At 64.4% G+C, this 25474-nt stretch carries 17 protein-coding genes and 3 tRNA genes; 11 read left to right on the forward strand and 9 right to left on the reverse strand.

Annotation, left to right across the window (positions count from 1 at the left end):
- The first annotated feature begins 53 nt into the window (after positions 1-53).
- Entirely contained in the window at positions 54-1970 is a 1917-nt protein-coding gene (locus CKV91_RS08110; protein ID WP_231933736.1) for a glycoside hydrolase family 13 protein, read from the forward strand.
- A gap of 236 nt (positions 1971-2206) precedes the next feature.
- Here CKV91_RS08110 and CKV91_RS08115 read toward each other — a convergent pair whose 3' ends face one another.
- Entirely contained in the window at positions 2207-3019 is an 813-nt protein-coding gene (locus CKV91_RS08115; RefSeq protein ID WP_051254867.1) for an acyl-CoA thioesterase, read from the reverse strand.
- Between the two features lie 102 nt (positions 3020-3121).
- Complete coding sequence (locus CKV91_RS08120; RefSeq protein ID WP_021105618.1) at positions 3122-4975, reverse strand: AMP-dependent synthetase/ligase; 1854 nt, start codon at positions 4973-4975, stop codon at positions 3122-3124.
- A 206-nt stretch (positions 4976-5181) separates the two neighbouring features.
- Between CKV91_RS08120 and CKV91_RS08125 the strand changes: the two genes are divergently transcribed.
- Positions 5182-5724: a MarR family winged helix-turn-helix transcriptional regulator gene (locus CKV91_RS08125; RefSeq protein WP_021105619.1), complete on the forward strand. Its 543-nt coding sequence runs from the start codon at positions 5182-5184 to the stop codon at positions 5722-5724.
- A gap of 238 nt (positions 5725-5962) precedes the next feature.
- The gene (locus tag CKV91_RS08130; RefSeq protein WP_065860513.1) at positions 5963-8830 is read left to right on the forward strand and encodes an FAD-binding and (Fe-S)-binding domain-containing protein; all 2868 of its coding nucleotides are present in this window, start codon (positions 5963-5965) and stop codon (positions 8828-8830) included.
- Between the two features lie 458 nt (positions 8831-9288).
- Here CKV91_RS08130 and ettA read toward each other — a convergent pair whose 3' ends face one another.
- The 6 genes from ettA to CKV91_RS08160 form a co-directional block, all read right to left on the reverse strand.
- Positions 9289-10974, reverse strand: coding sequence for an energy-dependent translational throttle protein EttA (gene ettA, locus CKV91_RS08135; RefSeq protein WP_065860512.1), 1686 nt, complete (start codon positions 10972-10974; stop codon positions 9289-9291).
- Between the two features lie 269 nt (positions 10975-11243).
- Entirely contained in the window at positions 11244-11729 is a 486-nt protein-coding gene (locus CKV91_RS08140) for a single-stranded DNA-binding protein (protein WP_065860511.1), read from the reverse strand.
- 194 nt (positions 11730-11923) lie between these two features.
- Positions 11924-13558, reverse strand: coding sequence for a GTPase (locus CKV91_RS08145; RefSeq protein ID WP_065860510.1), 1635 nt, complete (start codon positions 13556-13558; stop codon positions 11924-11926).
- Positions 13558-15417: a GTPase family protein gene (locus CKV91_RS08150; RefSeq protein ID WP_095141020.1), complete on the reverse strand. Its 1860-nt coding sequence runs from the start codon at positions 15415-15417 to the stop codon at positions 13558-13560. Before CKV91_RS08150 ends, CKV91_RS08145 begins: the two co-directional genes overlap by 1 nt.
- A 274-nt stretch (positions 15418-15691) precedes the next feature.
- Positions 15692-17005 carry a PrsW family intramembrane metalloprotease gene (locus CKV91_RS08155; protein ID WP_095141108.1) on the reverse strand — a complete coding sequence of 438 codons (1314 nt, stop codon included), beginning with the start codon at positions 17003-17005 and terminating at the stop codon, positions 15692-15694.
- A 117-nt stretch (positions 17006-17122) separates the two neighbouring features.
- Positions 17123-17198, reverse strand: a tRNA-Arg gene (locus CKV91_RS08160).
- A gap of 176 nt (positions 17199-17374) precedes the next feature.
- On the opposite strand from CKV91_RS08160, the gene orn reads away from it, so the two are divergent.
- On the forward strand, positions 17375-17980 hold the full coding sequence (gene orn / locus CKV91_RS08165) for an oligoribonuclease (RefSeq protein ID WP_065860507.1): 606 nt from the start codon (positions 17375-17377) through the stop codon (positions 17978-17980).
- 321 nt (positions 17981-18301) lie between these two features.
- A tRNA-His gene (locus CKV91_RS08170) sits at positions 18302-18374 on the forward strand.
- Between the two features lie 267 nt (positions 18375-18641).
- On the opposite strand, the gene CKV91_RS08175 is transcribed toward CKV91_RS08170, so the two are convergent.
- Positions 18642-19211: a hypothetical protein gene (locus CKV91_RS08175; RefSeq protein ID WP_065860603.1), complete on the reverse strand. Its 570-nt coding sequence runs from the start codon at positions 19209-19211 to the stop codon at positions 18642-18644.
- A gap of 443 nt (positions 19212-19654) precedes the next feature.
- Between CKV91_RS08175 and CKV91_RS08180 the strand changes: the two genes are divergently transcribed.
- The 6 genes from CKV91_RS08180 (at position 19655) to CKV91_RS08205 (ending at position 25394) form a co-directional block, all read left to right on the forward strand.
- The gene (locus CKV91_RS08180; RefSeq protein WP_036903075.1) at positions 19655-20809 is read left to right on the forward strand and encodes a Mur ligase family protein; all 1155 of its coding nucleotides are present in this window, start codon (positions 19655-19657) and stop codon (positions 20807-20809) included.
- Positions 20806-21534: a type 1 glutamine amidotransferase gene (locus CKV91_RS08185; protein ID WP_021104604.1), complete on the forward strand. Its 729-nt coding sequence runs from the start codon at positions 20806-20808 to the stop codon at positions 21532-21534. The genes CKV91_RS08180 and CKV91_RS08185 overlap by 4 nt, the downstream gene beginning before the upstream one ends.
- Positions 21535-21645: 111 nt before the next feature.
- Positions 21646-21718 (forward strand) — tRNA-Lys (locus tag CKV91_RS08190).
- 336 nt (positions 21719-22054) lie between these two features.
- Positions 22055-23365 (forward strand): ABC transporter substrate-binding protein, encoded by a 1311-nt coding sequence (locus tag CKV91_RS08195; RefSeq protein ID WP_065860506.1) that lies wholly within the window; start codon positions 22055-22057, stop codon positions 23363-23365.
- A 95-nt stretch (positions 23366-23460) separates the two neighbouring features.
- A complete protein-coding gene (locus CKV91_RS08200; RefSeq protein ID WP_023034101.1) occupies positions 23461-24495 on the forward strand; it encodes a carbohydrate ABC transporter permease in 1035 nt (344 codons plus the stop codon).
- A complete protein-coding gene (locus CKV91_RS08205; protein ID WP_410171443.1) occupies positions 24492-25394 on the forward strand; it encodes a carbohydrate ABC transporter permease in 903 nt (300 codons plus the stop codon). The genes CKV91_RS08200 and CKV91_RS08205 overlap by 4 nt, the downstream gene beginning before the upstream one ends.
- The last annotated feature ends 80 nt before the right edge of the window (positions 25395-25474 follow it).

Raw genomic sequence — 25474 nt, forward strand, 5'->3', positions numbered from 1 at the left:
CTGGCCAACTGCACAGCACCACCGACCAGCTCGCAGCATCCACCATCGAACCCATGAGGAGTCACATGTCCACCCCGACCTCGTCGCGTGCCAGCCAGATCGGCATCACCCCCGAGCCAGGAGAACGTCCTGGCCCCACGGGCACCGACGCCGAGCCGTGGTGGCGTTCGGCCGTCGTCTACCAGATCTACCCGCGTAGTTTCTTCGACGCCGATGGTGACGGCACCGGTGATCTGCGCGGCATCACCAGTCATCTGGACCACGTCGTGAGCCTCGGAGCAGATGCCATCTGGATCAGCCCGTGGTACCCCTCCCCCATGGTCGACGGTGGCTACGATGTCGCGGACTACTGCGACATCCACCCCGACTTCGGCACCCTGGACGATGCCGACACCCTCATCAGCACTGCGCACGCCAAGGGACTGCGGGTGCTCATCGACCTGGTGCCCAACCACTGCTCGTCACAGCACCCGTGGTTCCGCGAGGCCGTGTCCGGTGGGCCGGGCCACCCCATGCGCGACCGGTTCGTCTTCCGTGACGGCACCGGTGCACACGGTGAGCTGCCACCCAACAACTGGCCGTCGGTCTTCGGCGGTGCGGCCTGGCAGCGCGTCGTCGAGCCGGACGGGAGACCCGGCCAGTGGTACCTGCACTTCTTCGATCCCGGCCAGCCGGACTGGAACTGGGACAACGAGGAGGTACGTGCCGAGTTCGACCGGATCCTGCGGTTCTGGTTCGATCGTGGGGTGGACGGATTCCGTGTCGACGTGGCGGACGCCCTCGTCAAGGACATGAGCCTGCCGGACGTGCCGATCGATCCGAGAACCGGTCGTGGCACCCTCGACAAGTCGATCGACAATCCAATGTGGGACCAGCCTGGTCTGGCAGAGGTCCAGCGTCGTTGGCGTGCCATCGCCCGGGAATACGCCGACACCCCCGGCGGGGAGCGAGTCTTCGTCGCCGAGGCGTACCTGCCCCATGACCGGCTCGTGCAGTTCCTCGCCCCGGACCGGTTCCAGATGAGCTTCGACTTCGAGTTCCTGCAGTCCGCCTGGGACGCAGACTCCCTGCGGTGGGTCATCGACGGTTGTCTGGCGGCTCACGCCCGCACCGGTTCCAGCAACGACGAGCAGGCTGCCGGGCTCGGCAGCATGGACGACGTGGCTCGGCCTCGCGGGGGCGATCACGTCGATGCGAGCACGGCCACCTGGGTCATCGGCAACCACGACGTCATTCGCCCTGCCACCAGATATGGCAAACCCGTCACCGGAATCGACTTCCGACATCCGGAGGATTTCGACGACATCGCCACCAAGGCGATGCCCTCCGACGTCGATCTGGGACGGCGTCGAGCACGGGCAGCCCTGCTGCTGGAGATGGCCCTGCCCGGCGGCGCCTACGTGTACCAGGGCGAGGAACTTGGCCTTGACGAGGTGCAGGTACCCACCGACCGTATCGAGGACCCCACCTGGCAGCGTTCCGGGCATGTCGATCGCGGCCGGGACGGCTGCCGGGTGCCGATCCCCTGGGGCGATCGGCAGGCCCCCTATGGGTGGTCCACGACCTCCGGCACCTGGTTGCCAATGCCAGATCACTGGGCCGAGCTCACCGTGGCGGCCCAGGACCAGGACGCGAACTCAACCCTGAGCCTCTACCGTGCCGTCCTCGCCGAGCGACGGGAGAACCCGGCCCTGGGAGCAGGCCGAATGGTCTGGGAGGACGAGACGAGTTGGCCTGCCCTGGCCGGGGTCGCCGGGCACGTCATCGCGTTCCGACGCGAGCCAACGCTCCCGGAGCCCGCGTCGGGGTCCCAGCGTGGTGCGGACTCACGAGGTGGGGCCGGGCTGCGGTGCGTCGTGAATTTCGGTACCGCCCCAGTACCGTTGGACACCGACACGATCATCATCTCGTCGATCCCCCTGACCGACGGCCTGCTGCCCCGCGACGCTGCCGCCTGGGTGCGACTCTGAGGTCCCTTGCCTTGCGCATCCGCCACGGGCGACGCACATGCTGGTCCCGCACGGTGCGAATCCTGGACGACACAGTGCTGCTTCTGGACGGTGCCGTGCCGATCCAGGCCGTGCAGTGCCTCTGGAGGGTTCAGGGGGCGTACCTGAGACTCCCAGAACTGCCGGGCCACCGGGTCGTGACGGCGAGTCCATCGGGTCGTGACGGCGGGTCCACCGGGTCCTGACGGACTGGGGGCTCAGGGCCGGGCGACGAGGTGTGCCGCCAGTACCTGCCTCGTCTCCTCCGCGATGGGGGTTGCCCGGCCGGTGGCACGATCAACGCACACCAGCACTGCCGCCGAGTTGAGGATGGTGTCACCGTGTGCCTCCACCGAGGCAGCCAGGGTGATCGAGGAGGTTCCCAACCTGACAAGCCCGGTGTGCACTCGACACTGCTGTGTGCTGGGATGCAGCTGGCGGACGTAGCGAACGTCCTGCCGGGCCACCACCCACAGATTCTCCCCTGCACGCCTCATCGCCGGTGACCACGCCGTGGTGGCCAGGATGCGCGCCTCCTGCAGGTACCCCGCCAGGGACACATTGTTGACGTGCCCGTACCGGTCGACGTCCGACCAGCGAATCGGCACGGTGACGACGTCATTCGCATCGGTCCGCCCGGCCACGTCGACCACGGGCAGGGCCGGCCATGACGTGGCCGGGGCCGACATGGCCAGCATCGCCGACTTCTCCTGGGAGTACATGCGACGCAACCGGCCGGCAACGAAGTCGAACGGGCACAACTCGGTGAGGGCCCGCGCCACCTTGGTGCCGCGATGATGGGCCGCATACTCCATGATGATTCGAGCCGCACCCACCGTCGAGCACCACACGTCCACCAGCAGCGGCTCCTCGTCGACGACGAAGGACTGCACGAATTCGACGCGCTGACTGGCCACCACCATGCCACTGTCGAGCATCGGGGCAGCCTCGGTGGGGATGAATGCCTGGTTGCGGGCCTCCTGCACCAGCTCCCAGATACGCACATTGTTGACGTGTCCCTGGGCATCCATGTCGGACCATCGCAGCGGAATCTCGACTCTCACCGGCCCAGTTGACGACACCTTGACTCCTTCTCGTCGGTTCTGCTGGCGAGGTTGAGGATACGCGTGTGCTCAGGCAGTGGTCTCGTCGGTCTCGTAGAGCGACTCGTACAGGTCACGGAACTGCTGGGCGACGACGGAACGGCGCACCTTGAGGCTCGTCGTCACCAGATCCTTGTTGTTGGACATGTCGTAGTCGAGGATGGCGAACCTCTTGACGGTCTCCCAGCGCTCCAGGCGGGTATTGGCACGATCGACGCCAGCCTGCATGGCGGCGATGAGCTCCGGGTCACGAATGAGGTCGGCATAGGTGGCCCGGGACTTTCCGTGCCGACGTCCCCACCGCAGAACCGCCCTCTCCTCCAGGGCCAGCAGGGCGACGATGTACTTGTGCCCCTCTCCCAGGACGACAGCCTGGGAGAGCAATGGGATGTTCGCCGCCAGCGAAGCCTCCACCTTCTGGGGGGCAACATACTTTCCCCCAGAGGTCTTGATGAGGTCCTTCTTGCGGTCGGTGATGTACAGATTGTTCTGCTCGTCGAACTCGCCGATGTCACCCGTGTGGAACCAGCCATTCTCGAATGCCTCGGCGGTGAGTTCCGGCAGGTGGTGGTAGCCGCGTGCGACGATGGGCCCTCTGACGAGCAGTTCGCCGTCCTCGGCGATTCTCGTCTCATTGCCGGGGCAGACCGGGCCGGCCGTGCCGAACTGTACGTTCTCGGGAGGGGTGAAGAACGCCACGGCGCACATCTCGGTGGCACCGTATCCCTCGACGATGGGGATTCCAGCCGAGTAGAACCATTCCTGCACCTGGGGAGACAGCTTGGCGCCACCGGAGATCATGAACTTGACATCGCCCAGCCCGGCTCGCAACCGGGAGAAGACGAGCCGATCCGCAATGCGGTGCTTGATCGCAAGATGGGGTGGCATTCTTCTCCTGCCCAACCGATAGGCAGTGGTTTCCTTTCCCACGGCGAAGGCCCAACGGGAAATCATGGATTTCAATCGTCCAGCCGGGAACTGCGTCATGACGCCCGAGCGGATCTTCTCGAAGATTCTCGGAACACCGCACAGAACAAATGGTTTGACCTCTTTGAGGCTGCGGGAAAGACGCGAAATCCTCGGTTCGACCGCCTGGCAGATCCCGATCTCGAAGCAGATGGCCAACAGGCACTTCCCAAAGGCATGGGAGAGCGGCAGCCACAGCAGGTGGGTGTCTCCCAGGTGCAGGAAGTCGCCGTGCTTCCATGCGGCGCCCATGTACGTCCAGGAGCGATGTTCGATCTCCACTCCCTTGGGGGTCCCGGTGGTCCCGGAGGTGTACATGATCGTGGCTAGGTCACTGGGCTGGATCGCGTCGATGGTGCGACGTACCAGATCCGGGTCCTGGGCCAGGGCACGCCGCCCCATGGCGACAAGCTCATCCATGGTGATGACGCGGTCGTCGTCGACGTGGTTCAACTGGCGATCATCATCGAAGATGACGATGTGACGCAGGTGCTCGTCGACGTCATCATTGCCCAACGCCTTGGCAAGGTTGGCCGAGGAGTCGACGAAGAGCACGCTGGACTCGGAGTCGGCGAGGATGTAGCAGGCCTCCTGCGGCCCGGAATTGGGGTAGATCGTCGTCGTGGCACCACCGGCACATGAAATGCCCATGTCGGCCAGGATCCACTCAATGCGAGTCCCCGACATGATCGCTGCTCGGTCCTGGCGTCCCAGCCCCAGGCTCAGCAGGCCGGCGGCGACGTCATGGGCCTGCCGGCGAAACTGGGCAAAGGTCAGCGGAACCCACTCGTTGGGCTCATCGGACCCCCCGACCGGAGTGAGGAATGCCACGTGATCGGGGTGCGCGTCGGCCTGGCGATCCAGGATGGCCCCGAAATTCTGGGCAGCAGCAGCGGACAGCTCCTCTTGCAGACTCATACCCTGCGATATCCTTCCCGGACGTGGGATGCCAACGAGCCTTCACGATAGGGCATCCACGGCTGGAGACTTCCGACAACGGCTCCAATCCTGCTTGCAGAATACCTACAGAACACGACTCGGTTCTGCCGATGTGAGAATAATTTTCCTCCAAAGTTCACCGAAGGATATACCCTGCGCAATCCACATCCAATACGCTGGGTGGTATGCAATCGACACCTGAGTCACGGGGAAATCTCGGCGCCGAGGCGGCCGAGACCGACTCGGCACAGAGCATGTCCTCACCCGGGCAGGGGACGACCGACACGGTACCGGCGCTGAGTGCCGAGGAAGAACTCATCTGGCGCAGCTGGCTGGCCGGCACCCACCGCCTGGCCTCCTACCTCAACGAGCAGCTACGCCTCGACGGGCTGGACTTCACCCAGTACGAGATCCTCGCGAATCTTTCCACGGCTCCCGAGGGACGATTGAGCATGACCACCCTGGCAGATCTGGTGCGGCAGGACCGATCCTGCCTCGTCCAGACGATCTCGCGCATGGAGGTCGACGGTCTGGTGAGCCGCACCGCCGATCCACACGATCGCCGTGGTGTCGCGGCGAGCATCACCGAGCGCGGCCAGGCCGTGGTGGAACAGGCAACACCTCATCACATCCGCGCCATGCGCAGAATCCTCATCGACATCGTCGATCCCGAGGACCTCAATGCCGTCGGGCGGGTCATGCAGGCCATCCTCACAGCCGAGATCTGACAGCTGGGTGAGACCCAGCCGAGGGCTGGGGTCGACGTCACGGCGTGCAACGTGCCGACGTGTCTGAAATCGTGTCGTGACCTGTTCGACGCCCAGGCCGGACGGGAATTCCATCGTCGACCTCGGCCGTGACGTGTCCAGAACAAGGTACCGTACACCACAGCCATGCCGACCTGAGGCAACGGTCTCATGACGGTCGGACGGACGCCCCCTGCCACCGTCGTGCCAGACTTCCGTCATGACAGCAACCGCATCCCACACCGAACAGTTGGCTGATTTTCGCGCAGAGTTGCGCCACCTAGATCCCGACATCCAGGTTGACGACTCACGTCTGGCACGTGCCCTGTACTCCTCGGATGCGTCGATCTACCGCGTCGTACCTGCAGCGGTGGTGCATCCGCATGACGAGGCTCAGGTGCGTGCCCTGTGCCAAACTGCTTCAGCGGTGGGTCTGCCAATCACCTCACGCGGAGCAGGTACCAGTTGCGCCGGCAACGCCGTGGGCCCGGGGATCATCGTCGACCTGTCGGGAATGGACGAGATCACCGACGTCGACGTCGAGCACAGATGTGTCCGGATGCAGCCCGGAGTGGTCCAGGAACAGCTGCAACGAGTGCTGCGACCGCTTGGCCTGCGTTACGGGCCGGATCCCTCCACCTCGAGCAGGTGCACGATCGGTGGCATGATCGGCAACAACGCCTGTGGACCGCGTGCCCTGGCATACGGTCGTACCGCGGACACGATCGAGAGTGCCCGTCTGGTCATCGCCGGCGGTGAGGTCGAGCATCTGGCCGCCGCAGCGTCGAGTGACTGGGCCAGTGAACGCGTCAGCGCCCTCGTCGAGAGGAATCTGGGCACGATTCGCACCCAGTTCGGTTCCTTCTCCAGGCAACTGTCCGGCTACTCCATGGAACACCTGCTGCCGGAGAACCACCGCGACATGGCCAAGTTCATTGCAGGCACCGAGGGGACCCTGGGTATCGTCACCGAGGCATGCGTGTCCCTGGTGGCGGAGCGTCCGTGCAGCATCACGGTGGCCCTGGGATACGCCTCGATGGCCGAGGCTGCCGACGCCATCACCACCCTGCTGCCGTTCCGCCCGGTGGCCTGTGAGGGATTCGGTCGCCGGATCGTCGAGGTCGTCGCCCGATCCGGCAAGCCCGTCCCCGATCTGCCCCGCGGGGACGGTTGGATCTTCGTGGAACTGCGGGCTGACTCGAATGCCCAGGCTCGCCGGGACGCCAACGCCCTGGTCTCGGCATCGAACGCGCTTGACGGGCGGGTGGTCACCGACGAACGCGAGGCTGCCGCACTGTGGCGGATCCGGGCCGACGGAGCCGGATTGGCAGGCGTCTCACTGGAGAAACCGGCTTGGGCCGGCTGGGAGGATGCCGCCGTCCCACCGGAGAGGCTCGGAGCCTATCTGCGCGACTTCGACCGCCTGCTCGCCGAGTACGACCTGCACGGACTGCCCTACGGCCACTTTGGTGAAGGGTGCGTGCACTGTCGCATCGACTACCCGTTGGACGAGCCGGACGGCCCGGCACGCTACAAGCAGTTCGTCACGGCAGCAGCCGAGCTGGTGGCCAGTCACGGCGGTTCGATGTCTGGTGAGCATGGTGACGGGCGGGCCCGCTCCGCCCTGCTGCCGACGATGTACTCCCCCGAGGCATTGGACCTGTTCGCCGGTATCAAGCACATCTTCGACCCGCACAACATCATGAATCCGGGTGTGCTGGTGGATCCGCATCCCGTGGAGGAGAACATCCGGGTGCACCAGGCCCGCACCTCACCGCTGACCCTGAGCCATCCCGACTTCGCCGCAGCCGTGCACCAGTGCACCGGCGTGGGCAAGTGCATCGCCGACAATTCCGGGGCTGGCGGGGTGATGTGCCCGTCCCACCAGGCGTCCGGCCTGGAGAAGGACTCCACCCGTGGCCGGGCAAAGGTGCTCCAGGAGATGGTCAACGGCACCTTGGTGCACGGGTGGAACTCACCTGAGGTGGCCGAGGCCCTGGATCTGTGCATGGCGTGCAAGGGATGTTCCCGCGACTGCCCCACCGGGACAGACATGGCCAGGTACCGCTCGCGGGTGTTGTACGAGAAGTATCGGCACCGCCTGCGTCCTCGTTCGCACTGGACGATGGGGCAGCTGCCACGGTGGGAACGCATGATGGATGCCATCCCCGGACTGGCACGCACGGCCAATGCCGTGCTCTCAGTGCCGCCGATCACTCGCCTGGCGCGGTGGGTGGCCGGGGTGGACCAGCGACGGCCACTCCCCCGGTTCCGACGCTCGGTACGCCGCGAGATGCCCCCTGAGCATCGCACGAGCTCTGCCCAGGCGGTCCGTTCCGGACGGGACGTCTCCCAGGCCCCGCACGGACGACAGGCCCCGCACGGACGAGTCGTCATCTGGGTGGATTCGTTCTCCGATCGTCTGGAGGGGTGCGACCTCGCAGCGATGGTGGCGGTGCTGGCGAACGCCGGCTATGCCCCCGAGGTGCTCACCGACGAGGCGTGCTGCGGGTTGACGTGGATCACGACCGGCCAGCTGGACACGGCTCGGCGCCGGTTGCGCGCGGCGCTGGACGTGCTGGGTCCGCTGGCCGAGGCCGGGATCCCGGTGGTTGGTGTGGAGCCGTCGTGCACTGCGGTGTGGCGTTCGGACGCCCTGGACCTGGTGGGTGACGATCCTCGCACCGAGGCGGTCGCACGCAATGTTCACACCTTGGCGGAGATGTTGCAGGCCGCCCGGTGGACACCGCCGTCGTTGGCCGGACATGTCGTCGTGGCCCAGCCACACTGTCATCACGCCTCGGTGCTGGGCTTCGGCCCGGACGCCGAGCTGCTGCGAGCTGCCGGTGCCGAGCTGCGAGTCGTCGGTGGATGCTGCGGCTACGCCGGCAACTTCGGTGTCGAGAAGGGCCATTACGAGTTCTCGGTGGCCGTGGCGAAACACGACCTGCTACCAGCGATCGAGGAGGCTGGCCCCGAGGCGATCATCCTGGCCGACGGTTTCTCGTGCCGACGTCAGACCTCGGAGCTGGCCGGGCGACGTGCCCTCACCCTGGCGGAGCTGTTGGCCTCACACCTGCCACAGTGACGGTTCCACGCGGGACGGGGACTCCACCCACGACATCCTCCATGCCCGGTGCAAGGATCTGATGGTTCCATGCGGGACTGGGCTCCACGCAGGTCGGGGCACCACGGGGGACGGGGCCCTTTTCCGACGTGTCCCAGCGGTGGATCAGTCCGAGAATCCCGCTGAGCTGGATCGACGTCTTCGGCACACAAATTGCGCATCGTGGTCAGTGCGAGATTCCGCTGTGGCAGGAGACCGGGACGGGGCGGCGTCCGCCCTACGATCCGATGGGTCACACCGAGGAGAGATCACACCAGCCGATCCGGGAAGGGACGAGTCCGGGGTGGGCCGACATGTCGTCCCACCCCGGGAAGCACCATCCGTCCCGAACGGGCCACGCGTCCAAGCTGGCATGGTGCCCAGGTCGAGGAGCTCGCCGCCCCGCCCTCGAGCGCACCACGCGTCCAGGCGTGGAATCCTCAGTCACGCATGAGACGACGGTGTCGCGAGGCATGTGGACGGGCTGCCTCCGGTCCGAGGCGTTCGATCTTGTTGGCCTCGTAGTCGGCGAAGTTGCCCTCGAACCAGAACCAGCGCGGGGTCCCGTCCTCGTCCTCACCCTCCCAGGCGAGGATGTGGGTGGCGACGCGGTCGAGGAACCAACGATCGTGGCTGATGGCCACGGCGCAGCCGGGGAAATCGAGCAGGGCGTCCTCGAGGCTGGACAGGGTCTCGACGTCGAGGTCGTTGGTGGGCTCGTCAAGCAGGAGGACGTTGCCGCCCTGCTTGAGGGTCAGGGCCAGGTTCAGCCGGTTGCGCTCACCACCGGAGAGTACCTTGGCGAGCTTCTGCTGATCGGGGCCCCTGAACCCGAAACTGGCCACGTAGGCGCGCGACGGCTCCTCGAAGTTGCCGACCTTGATGTAGTCCAGACCGTCCGAGACGACCTCCCACAGATTCTTGCCGGGGTCGATGCCGGCACGATTCTGGTCGACGTAGGAGAACTGGACGGTCTCGCCCACCTTGAGGCTGCCCGAGTCGAGCTCCTCCAGACCGACGATCGTCTTGAACAAGGTCGTCTTGCCGACGCCGTTGGGGCCAATGACACCAACGATCCCAGCGCGCGGCAAGGTGAACGAGAGATCCTTGATGAGGACTCGGTCACCGAATCCCTTGCACAGCTTGTCGGCCTCCAGCACGACATTGCCCAGACGCGGACCCGGTGGAATGTTGATCTCGGCGGTGTCGATCTTGCGGTTGCGCTCGGCCTCGGCAGCCAGCTCCTCGTAACGAGCCAAGCGAGCCTTGTTCTTGGCCTGCCGTGCCTTGGGCGAGGAACGTACCCACTCCAGCTCCTTCTCGAGGATCCTAGCGCGTTTGGCGTCCTTCTTGCCCTCGATCTGCAGTCGCTGACGTTTGGTGTCCAGGTACGTGGAGTAGTTGCCCTCATAGGGGTGCAGTTGACCGCGGTCGACCTCGCAGATCCACTCCGCGACATTGTCGAGGAAGTAGCGATCGTGGGTGACGGCGAGCACGGCACCCGGATAGGTCTTGAGGTGCCCCTCGAGCCAGTTCACCGACTCGGCATCAAGGTGGTTGGTGGGCTCGTCGAGCAGCAGCAGGTCCGGCTGCTCCAACAGGAGCTTGCACAGGGCCACGCGACGCCGCTCTCCACCGGAGAGCACGTTGACCGGAGTGTCACCGGGCGGGCACTGCAGGGCATCCATCGCCTGCTCGAGACGAGTGTCCAGATCCCAGGCATTCGTGTTGTCGAGTTCAGTCTGCAGTTCGCCCATCTCAGCCATGAGCGCATCGAAGTCGGCGTCCGGATCGGCCATGGCAGCCGAGACTGCGTTGAAGCGATCAAGCTTCTGCTTGACGTCGCTCACTGCCTCCTCGACGTTCTCGCGCACCGTGGTGTCCTCGGTGAGCGGGGGCTCCTGCAACAGGATGCCCACCGTGGCACCCTTGGCCAGTGCCGCGTCACCATTGTTTGGCTTGTCGAGGCCGGCCATGAGCTTGAGCATGGTGGACTTACCCGCACCATTGGGGCCCACGACGCCGATCTTGGCGCCGGGGAAGAACGACAGGGTGACATTGTCGAGAATGACCTTGTCGCCCACCGCCTTGCGCACATTGTGCATGGTGTAGATGAACTCCGCCATTGACACTCTCCTTCAGGATGGACAAGGTCGCGCAACGGCCTGCACAACCGCTGGCAAGTATGCCAGCCGTGCACATGTTAGGCCACTGATCTCACTCCCCTCGCCCGCACACGGGGATGACCTTGATGCAGGGAGCATTCCCCCGGCTCGCCCCCATCTCCCGCACACGGGGATGACCCCACACCAGTGCCATTCACACCACTACTGACGTTGGTACGTCCCGAAGCCTCACCCCTGGACCACGAGTACCTGGCAGCGCCCCGATGGTCTCAGCTCGCCGCAGCCATGAGCGACGAGGGAGCCATCTCCTGCTCACCGGTCCTCGCACTGTCCAACATCGTGATTCCACCATCCGTACCGTCGGTCGCAGTCCTGGCGACATCCGAGGCACTGCTGGAGCCATCACGCGTCACACGTCGAAATTCAGAACATCCGCGAGCCAGATCGTGCCCCACCGATGAGGCGACGATGGCCAGACTCTCGTGTTCCTTGTCGTCGGAATCGCGCCACACCTTGGTGCGCAGACGCCCTGAGACGATGATGGGGTCACCCTTGACGAGACTGTCGCGGCAATTCCTAGCCAGCCGACCGCTGGTACGTACCGTCAACCATGTGGTGTTGCCGTCGACCCATGTTCCATCGACCAGACGCCTGGGAGTGTGCGCCACGCGAAAACGCGCGGCACACCATCCCCTCCCCTCGACGTAGTCGACGTCGGTACCCAGGTTTCCACTGAACGAGACATTGGCATCCATGTGAGCTCCTCTCCACTCATCACCAGTTGTCGTGGTGGCGAGCGAGAACCGGACACGGGCACTCACATCTGTGGACAGCGGACGGTTCGCAGCACGGCGGTTGTGGACAACCAGCCTCAGCTGCTGCACGTATCACCCGCTGCACAGGCCACCTGCTGCACGGGTCATATGTTGTGGGGCCTTCCCGCCATGACTCACAGTTTCCTGAGTACCCCTCGAGCCTCGTTGCGCCGATGCAACTCATCCTCCACCGGGGCAATGACGAGCCGCTCGGCGACCTCCTCGACGGAATCGACAAGGCGCGCCCGCACCGTGTGGCCGCGATGCCGTGCCGACACCTCCACCGCAGCCCGGCTCACCAGCCCCACGACCACACCGCAAGCAGCTCCTGCCACGACCAGGCACGTGGGCATCGGGAATCGGTGCCACCTCACTGCGGGAAGGGGAGGCATCTGCAGATATGCCAGGACCAGATCGACAAGAAGCCATCCCAGGCCCACGACCACCATGATGATGAGGAGCCACTGCAGCACACGAATGATCTGGTGCCACCAGAGTCCCTCACCCATGCCCAGATCGGTGGTGGCAATCGCCCGGTCAACCTCATCGGCCAGATCGTCGCGATGCGCAGTCGTTGCACGGCGCACCGATTGCGCCCAGCCTTGAGGCAGGCCAAGGCTGACGTCGTCGGACATGGCACGCAGGGCATTGTCGACCTTGGCCGAGGCCACCCCGGATCGCGACGGCAGTGCGGTACGTTGCACGTCGATAGGCTCGATGTCTTTCCTGGCTGCCCGCATCGTCCTGCGCCTCCCCCGATCCGAGCTGCTGCCCGCCGTGAGGTGCAGCCTGCGCAGTGGGTCCGGACGCAACTTCACCAACCAGGACACGACAGGCCACCCGGTGGCAGCGATTCCCCGGCGCCGAGTGGCATCGGTGACGGCATCGACGACCACGTCAACACCGCCAGCCAGGCACAGGGAGTCCAGCAGCTCGTCGGCCTGCCGACCAGACACGGTCGTGGCACCGCCATCGCCGACCTGACCACGCATCTGCTGGGCCACCCGAGAGATGTCGGCCTCGAGCCGGTTCGCCATGGCAGTCCGGCTCGACACCGCCTCGGCAAGGTGCTGGCGCAGCTGATCCATGCCTTCCCCGGTCACCGTGGACACCGGCAGGATCTCGGTTTTGATCAGCCCCTCGTCGTCCAGGATGCGGCGCAGGTCACGAATGCATGAGGTGCGTTGCTCGCCGGTGAGTCGATCGATCTGGTTGAGCACCACCGTCATCACCGCGCTGTGGCTGGACAGACCACGCAGGTATCCGTCATGCAGGGCGGCATCGGCGTACTTCTGCGGGTCGACGACCCACACCATGAGATCGACCATCGTGATGAGACGGTCAACCTCCAGTTGGTGCGATACCTCGGTGGAATCGTGATCGGGAAGATCGAGCAGGACGAGCCCGTCGAACGCGCCCCTCTCGGGCACCTGGACCCGGCGTGTCACCTGGAGCCAGTCGAGGAACTGCGTCGGTGGTACGTCGGACCAGTAGGCGGCCAGCGCCTGTGAGGTCGTTGGACGACGAATCCCCGGTTCGGCGAACTCATGGCCGGCAAGCGCGTTGAAGGTGCTGGACTTGCCCGACCCCGTCGCTCCTGCCAAGGCCACCACCGTGTAGCCCCCTGACAAGGCGAGACGCTGATCTGCGTGGTGGGTGACCGCCTGGGCACGTCGTTGCACGTCATCATCGATGCGCCCTCGGCACAGATCGACCGCTCGGTCGAGATCTCGGACCTCATCGGTGAGGTCCCGGCGTCGAAAGGCCATCAGCGCTCCTCCTCACGTGTGCGCCCATCCTGGTCCTCGGGCACCCGGGAGTCTGGGAGCTCGGGGCGTGTCTCCTCCTGTCGGGAACGAGCAATGGGGGTAGCGGACTGTGTCGAGTCAGGCGCGGTACCCAGCTGAGCCGTGGAAGGGGACACGTCGAGGTCTGCGCTGGTGAGCACGTCGATGATCGCGGCCACCCGGGACCGAAGCTGGTCCGCCACCTGGGTGGGCACGTCGAAGTCCGCCAAGGCATCGTCGAAGCGTGCCGCCTCGGCATCGACGACCTGGGCAACCCTCTCGTCGAGCGCATCCTTGGACATGTCGGCAAGCTTGCGTACCGCGTCGTCACCGAAGATCGCCTCGAGCAGTCGCTGGGCGACGACCGCTGACCCACCAGCGATACCGGCCTCGGCACCCGAGAGCCCGCCGGTGTGGACGAAGACGAGCATCATGAGGGCCACCGAGACACCGTTGACGCCCAGGGCCATGAACCTGGCTCGGGAGCGCTTGTTCATCCCCTCCCCCGCGACCAGCTCCATGACGTCACCCTGCCAGTCACGGATGACCCGCTCCACGCGGTCGTCGAAATCGGGCTGTACCCGTCCCAGTTGGTCGGAGGAGTACTGCAGGACGGCGCGGCCAGCTGGTGAGGAGTCCCACGCACCGACGGCACGTTCTGCTGCGGCATCGGTCTCGGAGCGCACCAGCGCGGCCAGACCGGACTCGACGGCGACACTCACCTTGTCGGCCTCGGGCGGCGTACCCCGGATCGCACCGACGACGCGGTCGCGCAACCATGACACCTTCTCCTCCATGGCGCGCATGAACTGACCGGTGCCGACGAACTCGTGCCAGCGTGCCAGCACCTCACCGCGCAACAGGGTGCCGTCGGCCGACTGCACCGAGATCTGGCGCCGTGCCTCGTCGAACTGGTTGGCGGCGTCGGTACGCAACCGCTGCGGGGTGAGGGCCTGGTCGTCGAGGTGGTCGGCGATCTGTGGGGTTCGTTCGCACATGGACCGAATCGATCCGGCAAGGGTCTGCAGGACGACGCCACGACGTTGATCCTGGTCGGCGGCGAGCCCGGCCAGGAACGAGCGAATCGGGGCGATGGCCTGGTCGGGCAACATCCCCTCGGAATCGGTGACGGTCTCGGGGATGGCGAACAGCGGCGACTCGGCAAGACCGCGGGAGGTCATGAGCTGGCCCAGATGCGCTGGCACCTCTCGCATGGCTGCCGGTGGCACCCGATCACAGACGACGGCGACGGCAGCATGGCGTCCGGCGGCCTCGTGCAGGAAGTCCCACGGAACGGCGTCGGCGTATCGCGCGGCGGAGGTGACGAAGAGCCACAGGTCGGCGGCCTGCAGGAGCTGGGCAGCCAGGTGACGATTGGCGGCGACGACGGAATCGATGTCTGGGGCATCGAGCAGGGCCAGGCCACGTGGCAGGGAGGGTTCGGCGACGAGATGGACGCTGGTCGAGTCGCCAGTGGACTGTTCGGTGCGCACCAGCCCCGGCAGGATCCTTCTGTCGGTGAACCACTGGGCGTCATCAGGATGGTGGACGAGTACCGGTGAGATCGTCGTGGGGCGGATGACCCCGGGGGTGGAGACCGGCCGACCCACCAGGGAGTTCACCAGGGTGGACTTTCCCGCACCAGTCGACCCTCCCACGACGGCCAGCAGCGGGGCGTCGATGGTCTCCAGACGCGAGATGACGTAGTCATCGAGTTGATGACGAATCGACTCGGCCGAGGCACGAGCCGTCTCGACCTGTGGCAGGTCAAGAGGGAAGCGCACCTGGTCCAGATCGGAGCGCAACCCGCTCAGCTCGGCCAACAGTTCCTGGGTACCCATCGTCACAACCTTCACGAGAATCAGCGTGGGGATCCTTGTACCCAAGGGTATCGGGTCTGTTCTGATTCTCCTCCCCCGATTCTCCTTGCGAGGAACGGGGCGAAGCGACGTTCTGTCCCGGTCCTCGCCCCTGCGCACATGACCTCGCGCCGAATCACCGTCTTTGACGAGGCGTCATTGCACCTCGTCCTCCGCACACATGGCCTCGCGCCGTGATCAGGAAACGTGCTTGGTCCGGAAACCGGAATCACCCTCAGCAGCTCGAGGTGAGGTTTCACCGGGCCGATTCGCGACCCATGGCCGGAATCGACGTGCCCGAGGACGGATGGAAGTACTCCACCAGCCACCGTGGCAGATGTGGTTTGACGAGCCGGGCACCGCGTGATTCGGTGACGGCCATCGCCGAGAGCCCCCGGATCTCGGCGAGCAGACGGGCCTGCCGTGCCGTCGAGTTCGCTGCAAGGCCACGAACCTCCGCATCCCGCAGATAGGCAAGTTCGGTGGTGCGCCGTAGATACGTCAAGGTCTGCCACCAGCATCTGATTCCGTGACTCAGGGCGACGGCACTGATCCACCAGCGTCGATGCAGAACGGAGACGACCTCTCCGACTCGCGCGGGAAGCCATCCCATGACGGCGTAATCATCGAGGCGACGGGCGATCATGCGTCCTTCCGCCACCAACCGAAGTACCAGGCCGAGGATGAAGATCATGACGATGGTCACGCTGACCCACCAGTACGGTCGAAGCTCATCGAGATTGCGGGTCGAGGACAGCCCGTTGAAGGCCATGTGCCCCATGACGGCCATGACGAAACCGGTGAGTGGCGCCATGACGCGCACGATGCGACTGCGGGCTCGCAGACCGAAGGCCAGGCCCAGAGCAGTCATCGAGGTGAAAAGTGGGTGGCCGAATGAGGTGAGCGCACCTCGCAGTACGACCATCTGTCTCAGGGCGGCCTCGGGATCTCCTGCGTCGATGGTGACGCTGGCGTAGTTGTCGGCTCGAGCGTAGTAGACGATGTTCTCGACGAAGGCGAAACCGATGGCCGACAATCCGGCCAGGCTCACGGTCTGAACGGCCGAGGTCAACGTGGGGCCGATGACGGCAGCAAGGATGAAGAGGATCGTGGCCTTGAAGAACTCCTCGACGAAGGGTGCGGAGAAGATTGCCGGGCCAGCTCCGGCAGACGGGTCGACACCGCCGTCGACGGAGAGCATCGAGGCCATCCACGTGTTGACGTACATGCTTGCCCAGCAGGCAACCGAGCCACCCCAGGAGAACGCGATGAACCAGATCGGGAAATGCTTGGTGCGGTATCGGTCGAGCAGGATGAACAGCGCCGACCACACCGCTGCGGTGGGCCAGGCATAGTGGATGGCCTTCTTGAAGGACAGATCGGTGATTCCCGGCGAGACGAGTTGTTTGCCCTCGACCTCCACGGTGGTGTCGCGGCTGAGGAGTGAATACGTGTCGCCGAGTGTGAGGATCGACAGGACGATCATGACGACGACGGCCCACGTCCACGGGTTGCCCAGGACACGACGCCACCAGGCGTCGCGGGGTTGCACAGGATCCAGGCCAGACATGGCCCCCACCCTACAAGCTGTGTGCGAGACGCTCGGCACCGTGACGTGCTGGACGTACTGGGCGGTCATGGTCTGGTGCACGATGGACCGCGGGGGTGCCACGTCGTGCATGTCATGTGGCGGCCCGGGTGGGAATCGAACCCACGCGCGACAGATTAGAAGGCTGCTGCTCTATCCGCTGAGCTACCGGGCCCGGCTCGTCAAGTGTATCGACTTTTCGTGACACCGTCCTCGCTGGTCCTCCGCGATCCTCCACATCGCTTCCCAGCAGCCCTGCCGCGTATCCCAGCAATCCCCGACGTCACGAGATCGGCTCCTGCGCCACGCCGTGAATCAGCCACACCAACTAGTCTGGACCATGTGAATGACATGTTGGTGTGGATTGACTGTGAGATGACCGGGCTGGATCTGGCCCATGACGGACTGATCGAGGTGGCGGCGCTCGTCACCGACAGTCAGCTCAACGTACTGGGCGAGGGAGTTGACGTCGTCATCAAGCCGGAACCGCAGTGGCTGGAGCACATGAACGATTTCGTCCGGGGAATGCACACCCACTCGGGTCTGCTCGACGAGCTCGATTCCGGGGCGACGATGGCAGACGCTCAGCAGCAGGTGATGGACTACATCACCAGCCACGTCAAGGAACCGCGCAAGGCTCCGTTGGCCGGGAACACGATCGGTACGGATCGATCCTTCCTGGCCAAGGACATGCCCGAGCTGGAGGCCTACGTCCACTACCGCAATGTTGACGTCTCCTCGATCAAGGAACTCGCACGTCGCTGGTACCCGACCGCTTTCAAGCACACCCCGGCCAAGCAGGGAAATCACCGGGCCCTTGCCGACATCCAGGAGTCGATCGAGGAACTCATGTTCTGGCGCGAGGCGGTCATGGTTGCGGCCCCTGGACCGGACTCGCAACAGTGCAAGGAGATTGCCGCCAAGTACCAGGGCCTGCTCACCGGAGCGGGACACTGAGACAGCGACCCGGACGAATGTTCCGGAGTGGCATGAGCGGGATCGGGACACCGACTCGGTCTGGTTCCGTTCAGCCAAACACGGGTCCCTGTTCAGCCGGACACTGATCCGGGTGCAGCAGCCGGGCCCCATTGAGCACACCCCGGGCCGGCTGAGCCCCTCGAGCACACCCCGGGCGCACTCGAAACGATCCCACTCCGAACGGGGACGCCGGGAAACCCACTCCCCCGCTGCGCCTCGGCTGCGTGACGATTCTGCGACTTGCACAACACGAGCTGAATTCGCTACGCTACCGGGGTTGCCCGGTCACCCGGGAACATGGTGGCTATAGCTCAGTCGGTAGAGCACCTGGTTGTGGTCCAGGGGGTCGCGGGTTCAAGTCCCGTTAGCCACCCCGAGGTAATCCGCGTCGTCCATGTGGGCGGCGCGGATTTTGCATGTCCGCTCACCCGCACCCCATCTGGACCCATCCCTTTTGGGCCCATCCCATCTGATCCCGACCCCCTTCCGAACTCATCCCCCGGATCGCCGATCCACACCGATCGCCAGTACACACCGCGGATCATCCTCGGCCTCAGGCCCCATGAACCGTCATGGCCTGACCAGCCACAATGACCTGGCCAGCCACATCTCGCCACCTGGTCATGCAAGGGTTTCCCCATCATGACGGGATCCCTCCGACCAGTTCCGACGAGATCCCATGCACTCCGCGGTCATCACGAGCCAGTACCACCGACCGTGACCAATGGTGCCGCGTGACGCTCACCTCCACCTCGTGGATCGTTGAAGAATGACCTGCTTGTTGCGATTTCCGCCATCCGATGGTGCGCACATCAATGTGTGTGACCGCGCTGGACCACTCCCCGCAGATGACCAAGGTGGACTGACGGGCCCTGAGTCTGGTGGCGAGCCTGCGAGAGGCCTCCAGTGACATGGCGGGCGGCGCACAGGCATAGATCACGTCCAGCTCCTCCACGAGAGCAGCGACGGTGGCCAACCAGCCACGAGAGCTCGAAACCATGACCAGTCGTGACGCATCAACCCCCCACCGTCGCACCTGGGCACCTCGCAACTCCGGCATCCCGACAACTCCGCACCATCCATTGACGAGCAACCCCAGGCCCACGTCCGATGCGCCATCGAGGCTGTAAGCCTCCGAACGCAGTCCTCCCGGAAACAGAGGACGTAGCAGAGGATGCACCGGATGCCCGGTGACATCCCCCTCCAGCATGAGGTCACGTCTCAGCGCAGGAACATGGGGTACCAACAGCTCGTTGTCCGACAGCTCTGTGATCGCCATGACCCCATGATCGAACTTTTATTCGAAAATGTCAAACATGTATTCGATCTCATGGTATGATGAACAGCGTCAAAGCCCCGGCGCCACCCACTTCCTCCATTTCGACCCACCCGGAGAGCCTTCATCATGACCACTGTCCTGAGACACTTTTCCGCTTCACGAAGCCGCCAAACCACCAGACCCATGACGTGAGTATTCATGAAGCCGGCAAGCCTGCGATGATGGACCTCATGACAAGCACCCAGATTCAGGCGCCGCCGCAACCAAGCCTGTCCTTCCGGCTACGCGCTGCGCTGGTGATCGGACGACTCGCGGCATCAGCCTCCCGTCTTGCCGGCAAGGGTTCAGGATCCTCGATCAGGGGAAAGGTCACACTGGCCCTGGCTCCACAGGCATTCCCCGAGCTCATCGCGCCACGCCAGATCGCGGCCGTCACCGGCACCAACGGCAAGACGACGACGACCCATTTCCTCACCGCCGCGGTTCACGCGAGCCGCGGCATCGAACCCGATGACATCGTCACCAACGCCGACGGGGCCAATCTGCATGCTGGGATCGTCTCTGCCCTGGGGCAGGCCCCGGAGGCACGAAATGCCATTCTGGAAGTCGACGAACGAGTCGTCGCCGACGTGGTGCGCCAAGGTCACCCGCGTGTCCTGGTCCTGCTCAATTTCAGCCGCGACCAACTCGATCGCAATCATGAGCTGACCTTCCTGGGGAGAGAATGGCGCGAAGCCCTGGAGGAGGCAGGCGAGGAAGGCCCCACCGTCGTCGCCAATGCCGCCGACCCACTCATCGTGTGGGCCGCCCAGGCAGCACACCGGACGGTGTGGGTGGACACGAAACCGCGCTGGACGGCCGATTCGGTGCTGTGCCCGCAGTGCGGATCGATCCTCCTGCACGACGACAACGGTTGGCGCTGCGAGGAGTGCGGGCTGCACCAGCCCGAGGCCGACTGGTGGGTGGACGACCGGAAGGCCATGCGCAAGGACGGCCACGAGTATGAACTCGAGATCAGCGTTCCCGGATCATTCAACCTTGCCAATGCAACCTGTGCACTTGCCGCCGCAACGGAGATGGGAGTGGACCCCTACGATGCCCTGCTGGGGATGCGCGAGGTCTCCTCGCCGGCTGGTCGCTATGCCACGACCAGCATCAACGACGTCCTGGTCCGCCTCATGCTGTCGAAGAACCCGGCAGGATGGACGGAGTCGCTGCCCCTGGCAACCTCCGATCCCCTGATCCTCGCCATTGACGCCGTCGCGGCCGATGGCAAGGACGTCTCCTGGCTGTGGGACGTCGACTATGAGCAGCTGGCCGGGCGAACGGTGATCTGCACCGGACCACGGGCCTTGGACCTGGGAGTACGACTGGAGTACGCCGGGGTCGACCACGTCGTCATCGAGGACCTGTCAGACGTCTTCGTCTGTCCTCTGCTGCAAGGACGATGGGACCAGCCCCACCCCATCGACGTGCTGGCCACCTACACCCCGTTCCAGAAACTACGCCGGATGGGAGAACACATATGAGCCTCGACCACCCCAGGATCGTCCTGCTGTACCAGTCACTGCTGGGCATCTACGGCGATCACGGCAATGCCGTGGTGTGCCAGAAACGTCTCCAGTGGCGTGGCCTGGACGCCGAACTGCTGATGATCGAACCCGGCGAGCCGGTCCCCACGGACGCAGACCTCTACCTGCTCGGCGGCGGCGAGGACACCGCCCAGATCACCGCTGTGCGCCAACTCAAGGCAGATGGCGGACTGTTCACCGCCTTGGATCGTGGAGCCGTGCTCTTCGCCGTGTGCGCTGGCTACCAGATCTGCGGCTCCTCGTTCACCATCGGCGCGCACGACGAGATCATCGAGGGTCTCGGCCTTCTCGACGTCCAGACCCGTCGCGGACCACAACGAGCCGTGGGCGAGGTGCTGCATCACTGGACGAAGCCCGACGGCACCGAATCACTCGTCACCGGATTCGAGAACCACGGCGGGTGGACCACCCTGGGAACGGACGCCACGGCCCTGGCCGACGTCGAGATCGGGTGGGGCAACGGGGACAGGACCACCGAGGGTGCCATTCAGGGCAATGTCATCGGCACCTACCCGCATGGACCGATCCTGGCTCGCAACCCCGAGCTGGCAGATTTTCTCCTGGAGCGATCACTGGGCACCACCCTGGAGCCCCTGGACAAGCCTGAGATCGAGCAGCTGCGGGAACGCCGAATTCGCTCGGCACGCGCAGGAAAGCCCTAGTCATAGCGGCTTTCACGGAGCTTCTGGCGTCCTGGAGGTACATCCATGTACACCCGGTTGCCACCTCGATTTTGCAAACACGATGAAGTTCGGTAATGTTCCTCCTCGTGAGCGCTGCTAGCTCAATTGGCAGAGCAGCTGACTCTTAATCAGCGGGTTCAGGGTTCGAGTCCCTGGCGGCGCACTCACCGAAGGCCCCAATCCACATGGATTGGGGCCTTCGCTTTCATCACGCACTCCGTGAATCGAGCGATGACGCTCATGTCCCGTCATGAATCGTCGCCGATCCTGCGCCCGTATCAAGTCCCATCACCATCGAGTGATCGGTTCATCGAGCAACGTCTTCAAATGCCGCACAGGCAATCACAAAGGTGTACGAAACAACTGCCACACAACCCAGCCACCTGGAGTATCTTTCTGTGCAGTGGCAAAGCTCATCGCCCCGCCAGTACTCCGGCGAGGTGATGAGACGGCGCAGCAGCTGCGCCAGCTTCGAGCTTTCCAAAGGAGGAAAACGAACATGACGAGCCATTCTCGCCGAGCATTTCTTCAAGGATCCCTGAGTGCCCTGGCACTGGGCGCCCTGGCCGCCTGCTCCAACGATTCCGATTCCGGCAGTGCCGCCGACTCCCAGGACTTCTCCGGCACCGGCCCCATCAACTACGCCCAGGGCAAGGACTTCTCCAGCGGCATGGTCCAGAAACGTCTGGACGAGTGGAACAGGAAATATCCCGACGAGAAGGTCACCCTCATCGAGCTGTCCTCCGAGGCCGATCAACAGCGCAGCTCGTTGGTCAACAGTGCCCAGACCAAGTCGGACGCCTACGACGTCATCTCCCTGGACCTCGTCTGGGTCGCCGAGTTCGCCGCCAATCGATGGGTCATGCAACTGCCGGCTGACAAGTTGAAGAATTCCGACATCATCCCCAGCGTGTGGGAGACCGGCCTGTACCGCGACAACATGTACGGCATGCCCTACGTCACCGATGCCTCCCTGCTCTACTACCGCAAGGACCTGCTCGACCAGGCTGGCGTCAAGAAGGCCCCCACGACATGGGACGAACTGCTCAGCGCCATCGAGGCCGTACGCAAACTGCCCGGCCATGCCGACATCGGCGGGATCGGCGGCCAGTGGAACAAGTACGAAGGCCTCACCTGCAACATCTCCGAGTTCATCCACACCATGGGCGGAGCCATCGTCGACGATCAGAGCAAGGTCGTGCTGGGCGACTCCACGTACCACGACAAGAACGTCAAGGCCATCCAGTTCGTCATCGACGCCTTCAAGAGCAACGTCATCCCCAAGGAGGCGCTGGAGTGGAAGGAGGAGGACGGCCGCGGCGCCTTCGAGTCCGGCAAACTGCTGTTCTACCGCCAGTGGCCCTACCAGTACTCCAACAACGTCAAGAACCTCGGCACCGACAAGTTCGACGTCGCCCCCATGCCATCCATCGACGGCAACAAGTACGTCGCCACCCTGGGAGGCCACAACTGCGCAATCTCCACGAACTGCAGGAACAAGGCCACGGCACTGAAGTTCATCACATGGTGGACCAGCAAGGAGACCCAGCAGTACAACGTCGACAAGCTCAGCAATGCCCCGATCCTCGGCTCGTTGTACTCCGACAAGGCCAACGTCAAGGAACTGCCCTACCTGCCGCCGCTCAAAGCCTCCCTGGACAAGGCCAAGGGACGCCCGCGTGTGGTCAACTACGGTGACGTCACAGCTGCCGTCCAGGACGCCGTCTACCCAGCAATCAAGGATGGCGGCAACGCAGAGGACGTCGTCGCCACACTCAACGACTCGCTGAAGTCCATCATCAAGAACTGAGTGACACGTGCCCAGGGGCGGCTCCCTCGAGCTGCCCCACGCTGCACACGCGTCTGGTTCCCCTGCCAGCGATCATGCCTCCGGAAAGGCCACCCATGTCCTCAACAACTGCACCACGAAAACGATCGGCACGAGCCCGGTCCCAAGAGCGTCTGGCCCTGCTCCTCATCGCACCCACACTGCTCGTCCTGACGATCGTCATCGTCGTACCGGTCTTCCAGTCGTTGTACCAGTCCCTGCATGGCCAGCCCGGCCTGGACCCCCAGACCGGATTCGTCAACGACACCGAGCCGTTCGTCGGTCTGCGCAACTATGCCGACATCTTCACCGGAGGAGGTGACCGGTTCTGGAATGCCTTCCTCAACACCACGCTCTTCGGTGTGGTGACCGTGCTCCTCGAGACCGCACTGGGCGTCATCATGGCCCTCATCATGCACAAGGCGATGGCTGGACGAGGTGTGGTGCGTGCCGCGATCCTCGTCCCGTGGGCCATCCCCACCGCCGTCTCGGCGATCCTGTGGGGGTGGATCTTCAACCAGAACGGCGTCGCCAACGCCATCCTGGGCCAGCACATCATGTGGGCCTCGGGTGATTGGTCGGCCAAGTGGTCCATCATCATCGCTGACGTGTGGAAGACGGCCCCCTACATCGGCCTGCTCACCCTGGCTGGTCTGCAGGTGATTCCCGAGGAGGTCTACGAGGCGGCCAAGATGGACGGCGCTGGGGTGTGGAAACGGTTCACCTCCATCACCCTGCCCCTGGTCAAGCCGGCCCTCGTCGTCGCCGTTCTGTTCCGCACCCTGGACGCGCTGCGCATGTTCGACCTGCCGTACATCCTCGTCGGCCCACGCAAGAATTCGGTGGAGACGCTCTCCATGCTCGTTCAGGACGAGGCCTCCAACCTGCGCTACGGCGCCGCGGCAGCATATGCACTGCTGCTGTTCCTCTACGTGTTCATCATCGTCTTCGCATTCATCAAGATTCTGGGAGCCGACATCACCGGGTCGGGCAGGCAGGAGCGTCATCACAAGGTCAGGGCGTCCAGCTTCGTCAACGGTGGCAGCCCCACCACACGTCGGGAGCGCAAGGCTGCCGGACGTCGTGCTGATGGGAAAGGAGTCTCGGCATGAGCACCACGACAGCTGATGCGAACGCAATCCTCACGCAACCGGGTGGCGACACAGGCATGACCGGGAAGAAACGCGGCGGTGCCGGAAAGGTCTTCTCGGCCATCGGGATCGCCCTCATCATCATCTACTGCCTGGCGCCGTTCTACTGGATGCTGGTGTCCTCGTTGCGGCCCGACAAGGAAATCTTCGAGAACACATGGTGGCCGCGACATGCCTCGTTGGAGAACTACCGAGCCGTCTTCGCCCCCGGGAACAACTTCCTGCGCGCCCTGGGCAACTCCGCCATCGTCTCCATCAGTGTGACGATCGTTGCGCTGCTCATTGCGACCTTTGCGTCCTATGCGCTGGCTCGTCTGGAGTTTCGAGGCAAGGGGGCGTTCCTCGTCCTGGTCATCGCGACGTCGATGTTCCCGCTGGTGGCGATCATCGTGCCGCTGCTGAAGAACTTCTCGGCATGGCATTGGATCAACACCTATCAGGCGATGATCATCCCGGATCTGTCGTTCTCACTGCCGCTGGCGGTGTGGAACCTCACGACGTTCTTCAAGCAGATGCCCGACGAACTCGAGCAGTCCGCCATGGTTGACGGCTGCACCCCACCGCAGGCATTTCGCAAGATCATCCTGCCGCTGGCCACCCCGGGAATCTTCACCACCGCCATCATCGTCTTCATCGGCGCATGGAACGAGTTCCTCGTCGCCGTGACGATGATCAACGACCCGAAGATGCAGCCGGCGACGGTGATGCTGTCGAAGTTCACCGGATCCTCACAGTTCAACACCCCATTCGGCACACAGATGGCTGCCGGCGTCATCATGACGATCCCCCTGGTCATCATGGTGCTCATCTTCCAGCGTCGGATCGTTGAGGGGCTGTCCGCCGGTGGACTGAAGTCATGACACCGCACTGTCGAGAGAAAACCATGGGCCCTGCCACCATCTGTGGTGGCAGGGCCCATCAGCTGACGCAAACAAAATCC

It is taken from the genome of Cutibacterium granulosum (assembly GCF_900186975.1).
Taxonomy (GTDB): Bacteria; Actinomycetota; Actinomycetes; order Propionibacteriales; family Propionibacteriaceae; genus Cutibacterium; species Cutibacterium granulosum.

Bases quoted from the DNA above. Each gene is read 5' to 3' on its own strand.
- CKV91_RS08150 (WP_095141020.1), bottom strand. From the start codon at position 15,417: ATGGGTACCCAGGAACTGTTGGCCGAGCTGAGCGGGTTGCGCTCCGAT.
- CKV91_RS08110 (WP_231933736.1), top strand. From the start codon at position 54: ATGAGGAGTCACATGTCCACCCCGACCTCGTCGCGTGCCAGCCAGATC.
- CKV91_RS08200 (WP_023034101.1), top strand. From the start codon at position 23,461: ATGTCCTCAACAACTGCACCACGAAAACGATCGGCACGAGCCCGGTCC.
- CKV91_RS08175 (WP_065860603.1), bottom strand. From the start codon at position 19,211: ATGCTGGAGGGGGATGTCACCGGGCATCCGGTGCATCCTCTGCTACGT.
- orn (WP_065860507.1), top strand. From the start codon at position 17,375: ATGTTGGTGTGGATTGACTGTGAGATGACCGGGCTGGATCTGGCCCAT.
- CKV91_RS08120 (WP_021105618.1), bottom strand. From the start codon at position 4,975: ATGAGTCTGCAAGAGGAGCTGTCCGCTGCTGCTGCCCAGAATTTCGGG.
- CKV91_RS08195 (WP_065860506.1), top strand. From the start codon at position 22,055: ATGACGAGCCATTCTCGCCGAGCATTTCTTCAAGGATCCCTGAGTGCC.
- ettA (WP_065860512.1), bottom strand. From the start codon at position 10,974: ATGGCGGAGTTCATCTACACCATGCACAATGTGCGCAAGGCGGTGGGC.
- CKV91_RS08185 (WP_021104604.1), top strand. From the start codon at position 20,806: ATGAGCCTCGACCACCCCAGGATCGTCCTGCTGTACCAGTCACTGCTG.
- CKV91_RS08155 (WP_095141108.1), bottom strand. From the start codon at position 17,005: ATGTCTGGCCTGGATCCTGTGCAACCCCGCGACGCCTGGTGGCGTCGT.
- CKV91_RS08125 (WP_021105619.1), top strand. From the start codon at position 5,182: ATGCAATCGACACCTGAGTCACGGGGAAATCTCGGCGCCGAGGCGGCC.
- CKV91_RS08145 (WP_065860510.1), bottom strand. From the start codon at position 13,558: ATGGCCTTTCGACGCCGGGACCTCACCGATGAGGTCCGAGATCTCGAC.
- CKV91_RS08115 (WP_051254867.1), bottom strand. From the start codon at position 3,019: ATGGATGCCCAGGGACACGTCAACAATGTGCGTATCTGGGAGCTGGTG.
- CKV91_RS08140 (WP_065860511.1), bottom strand. From the start codon at position 11,729: ATGGATGCCAATGTCTCGTTCAGTGGAAACCTGGGTACCGACGTCGAC.
- CKV91_RS08205 (WP_410171443.1), top strand. From the start codon at position 24,492: ATGAGCACCACGACAGCTGATGCGAACGCAATCCTCACGCAACCGGGT.
- CKV91_RS08130 (WP_065860513.1), top strand. From the start codon at position 5,963: ATGACAGCAACCGCATCCCACACCGAACAGTTGGCTGATTTTCGCGCA.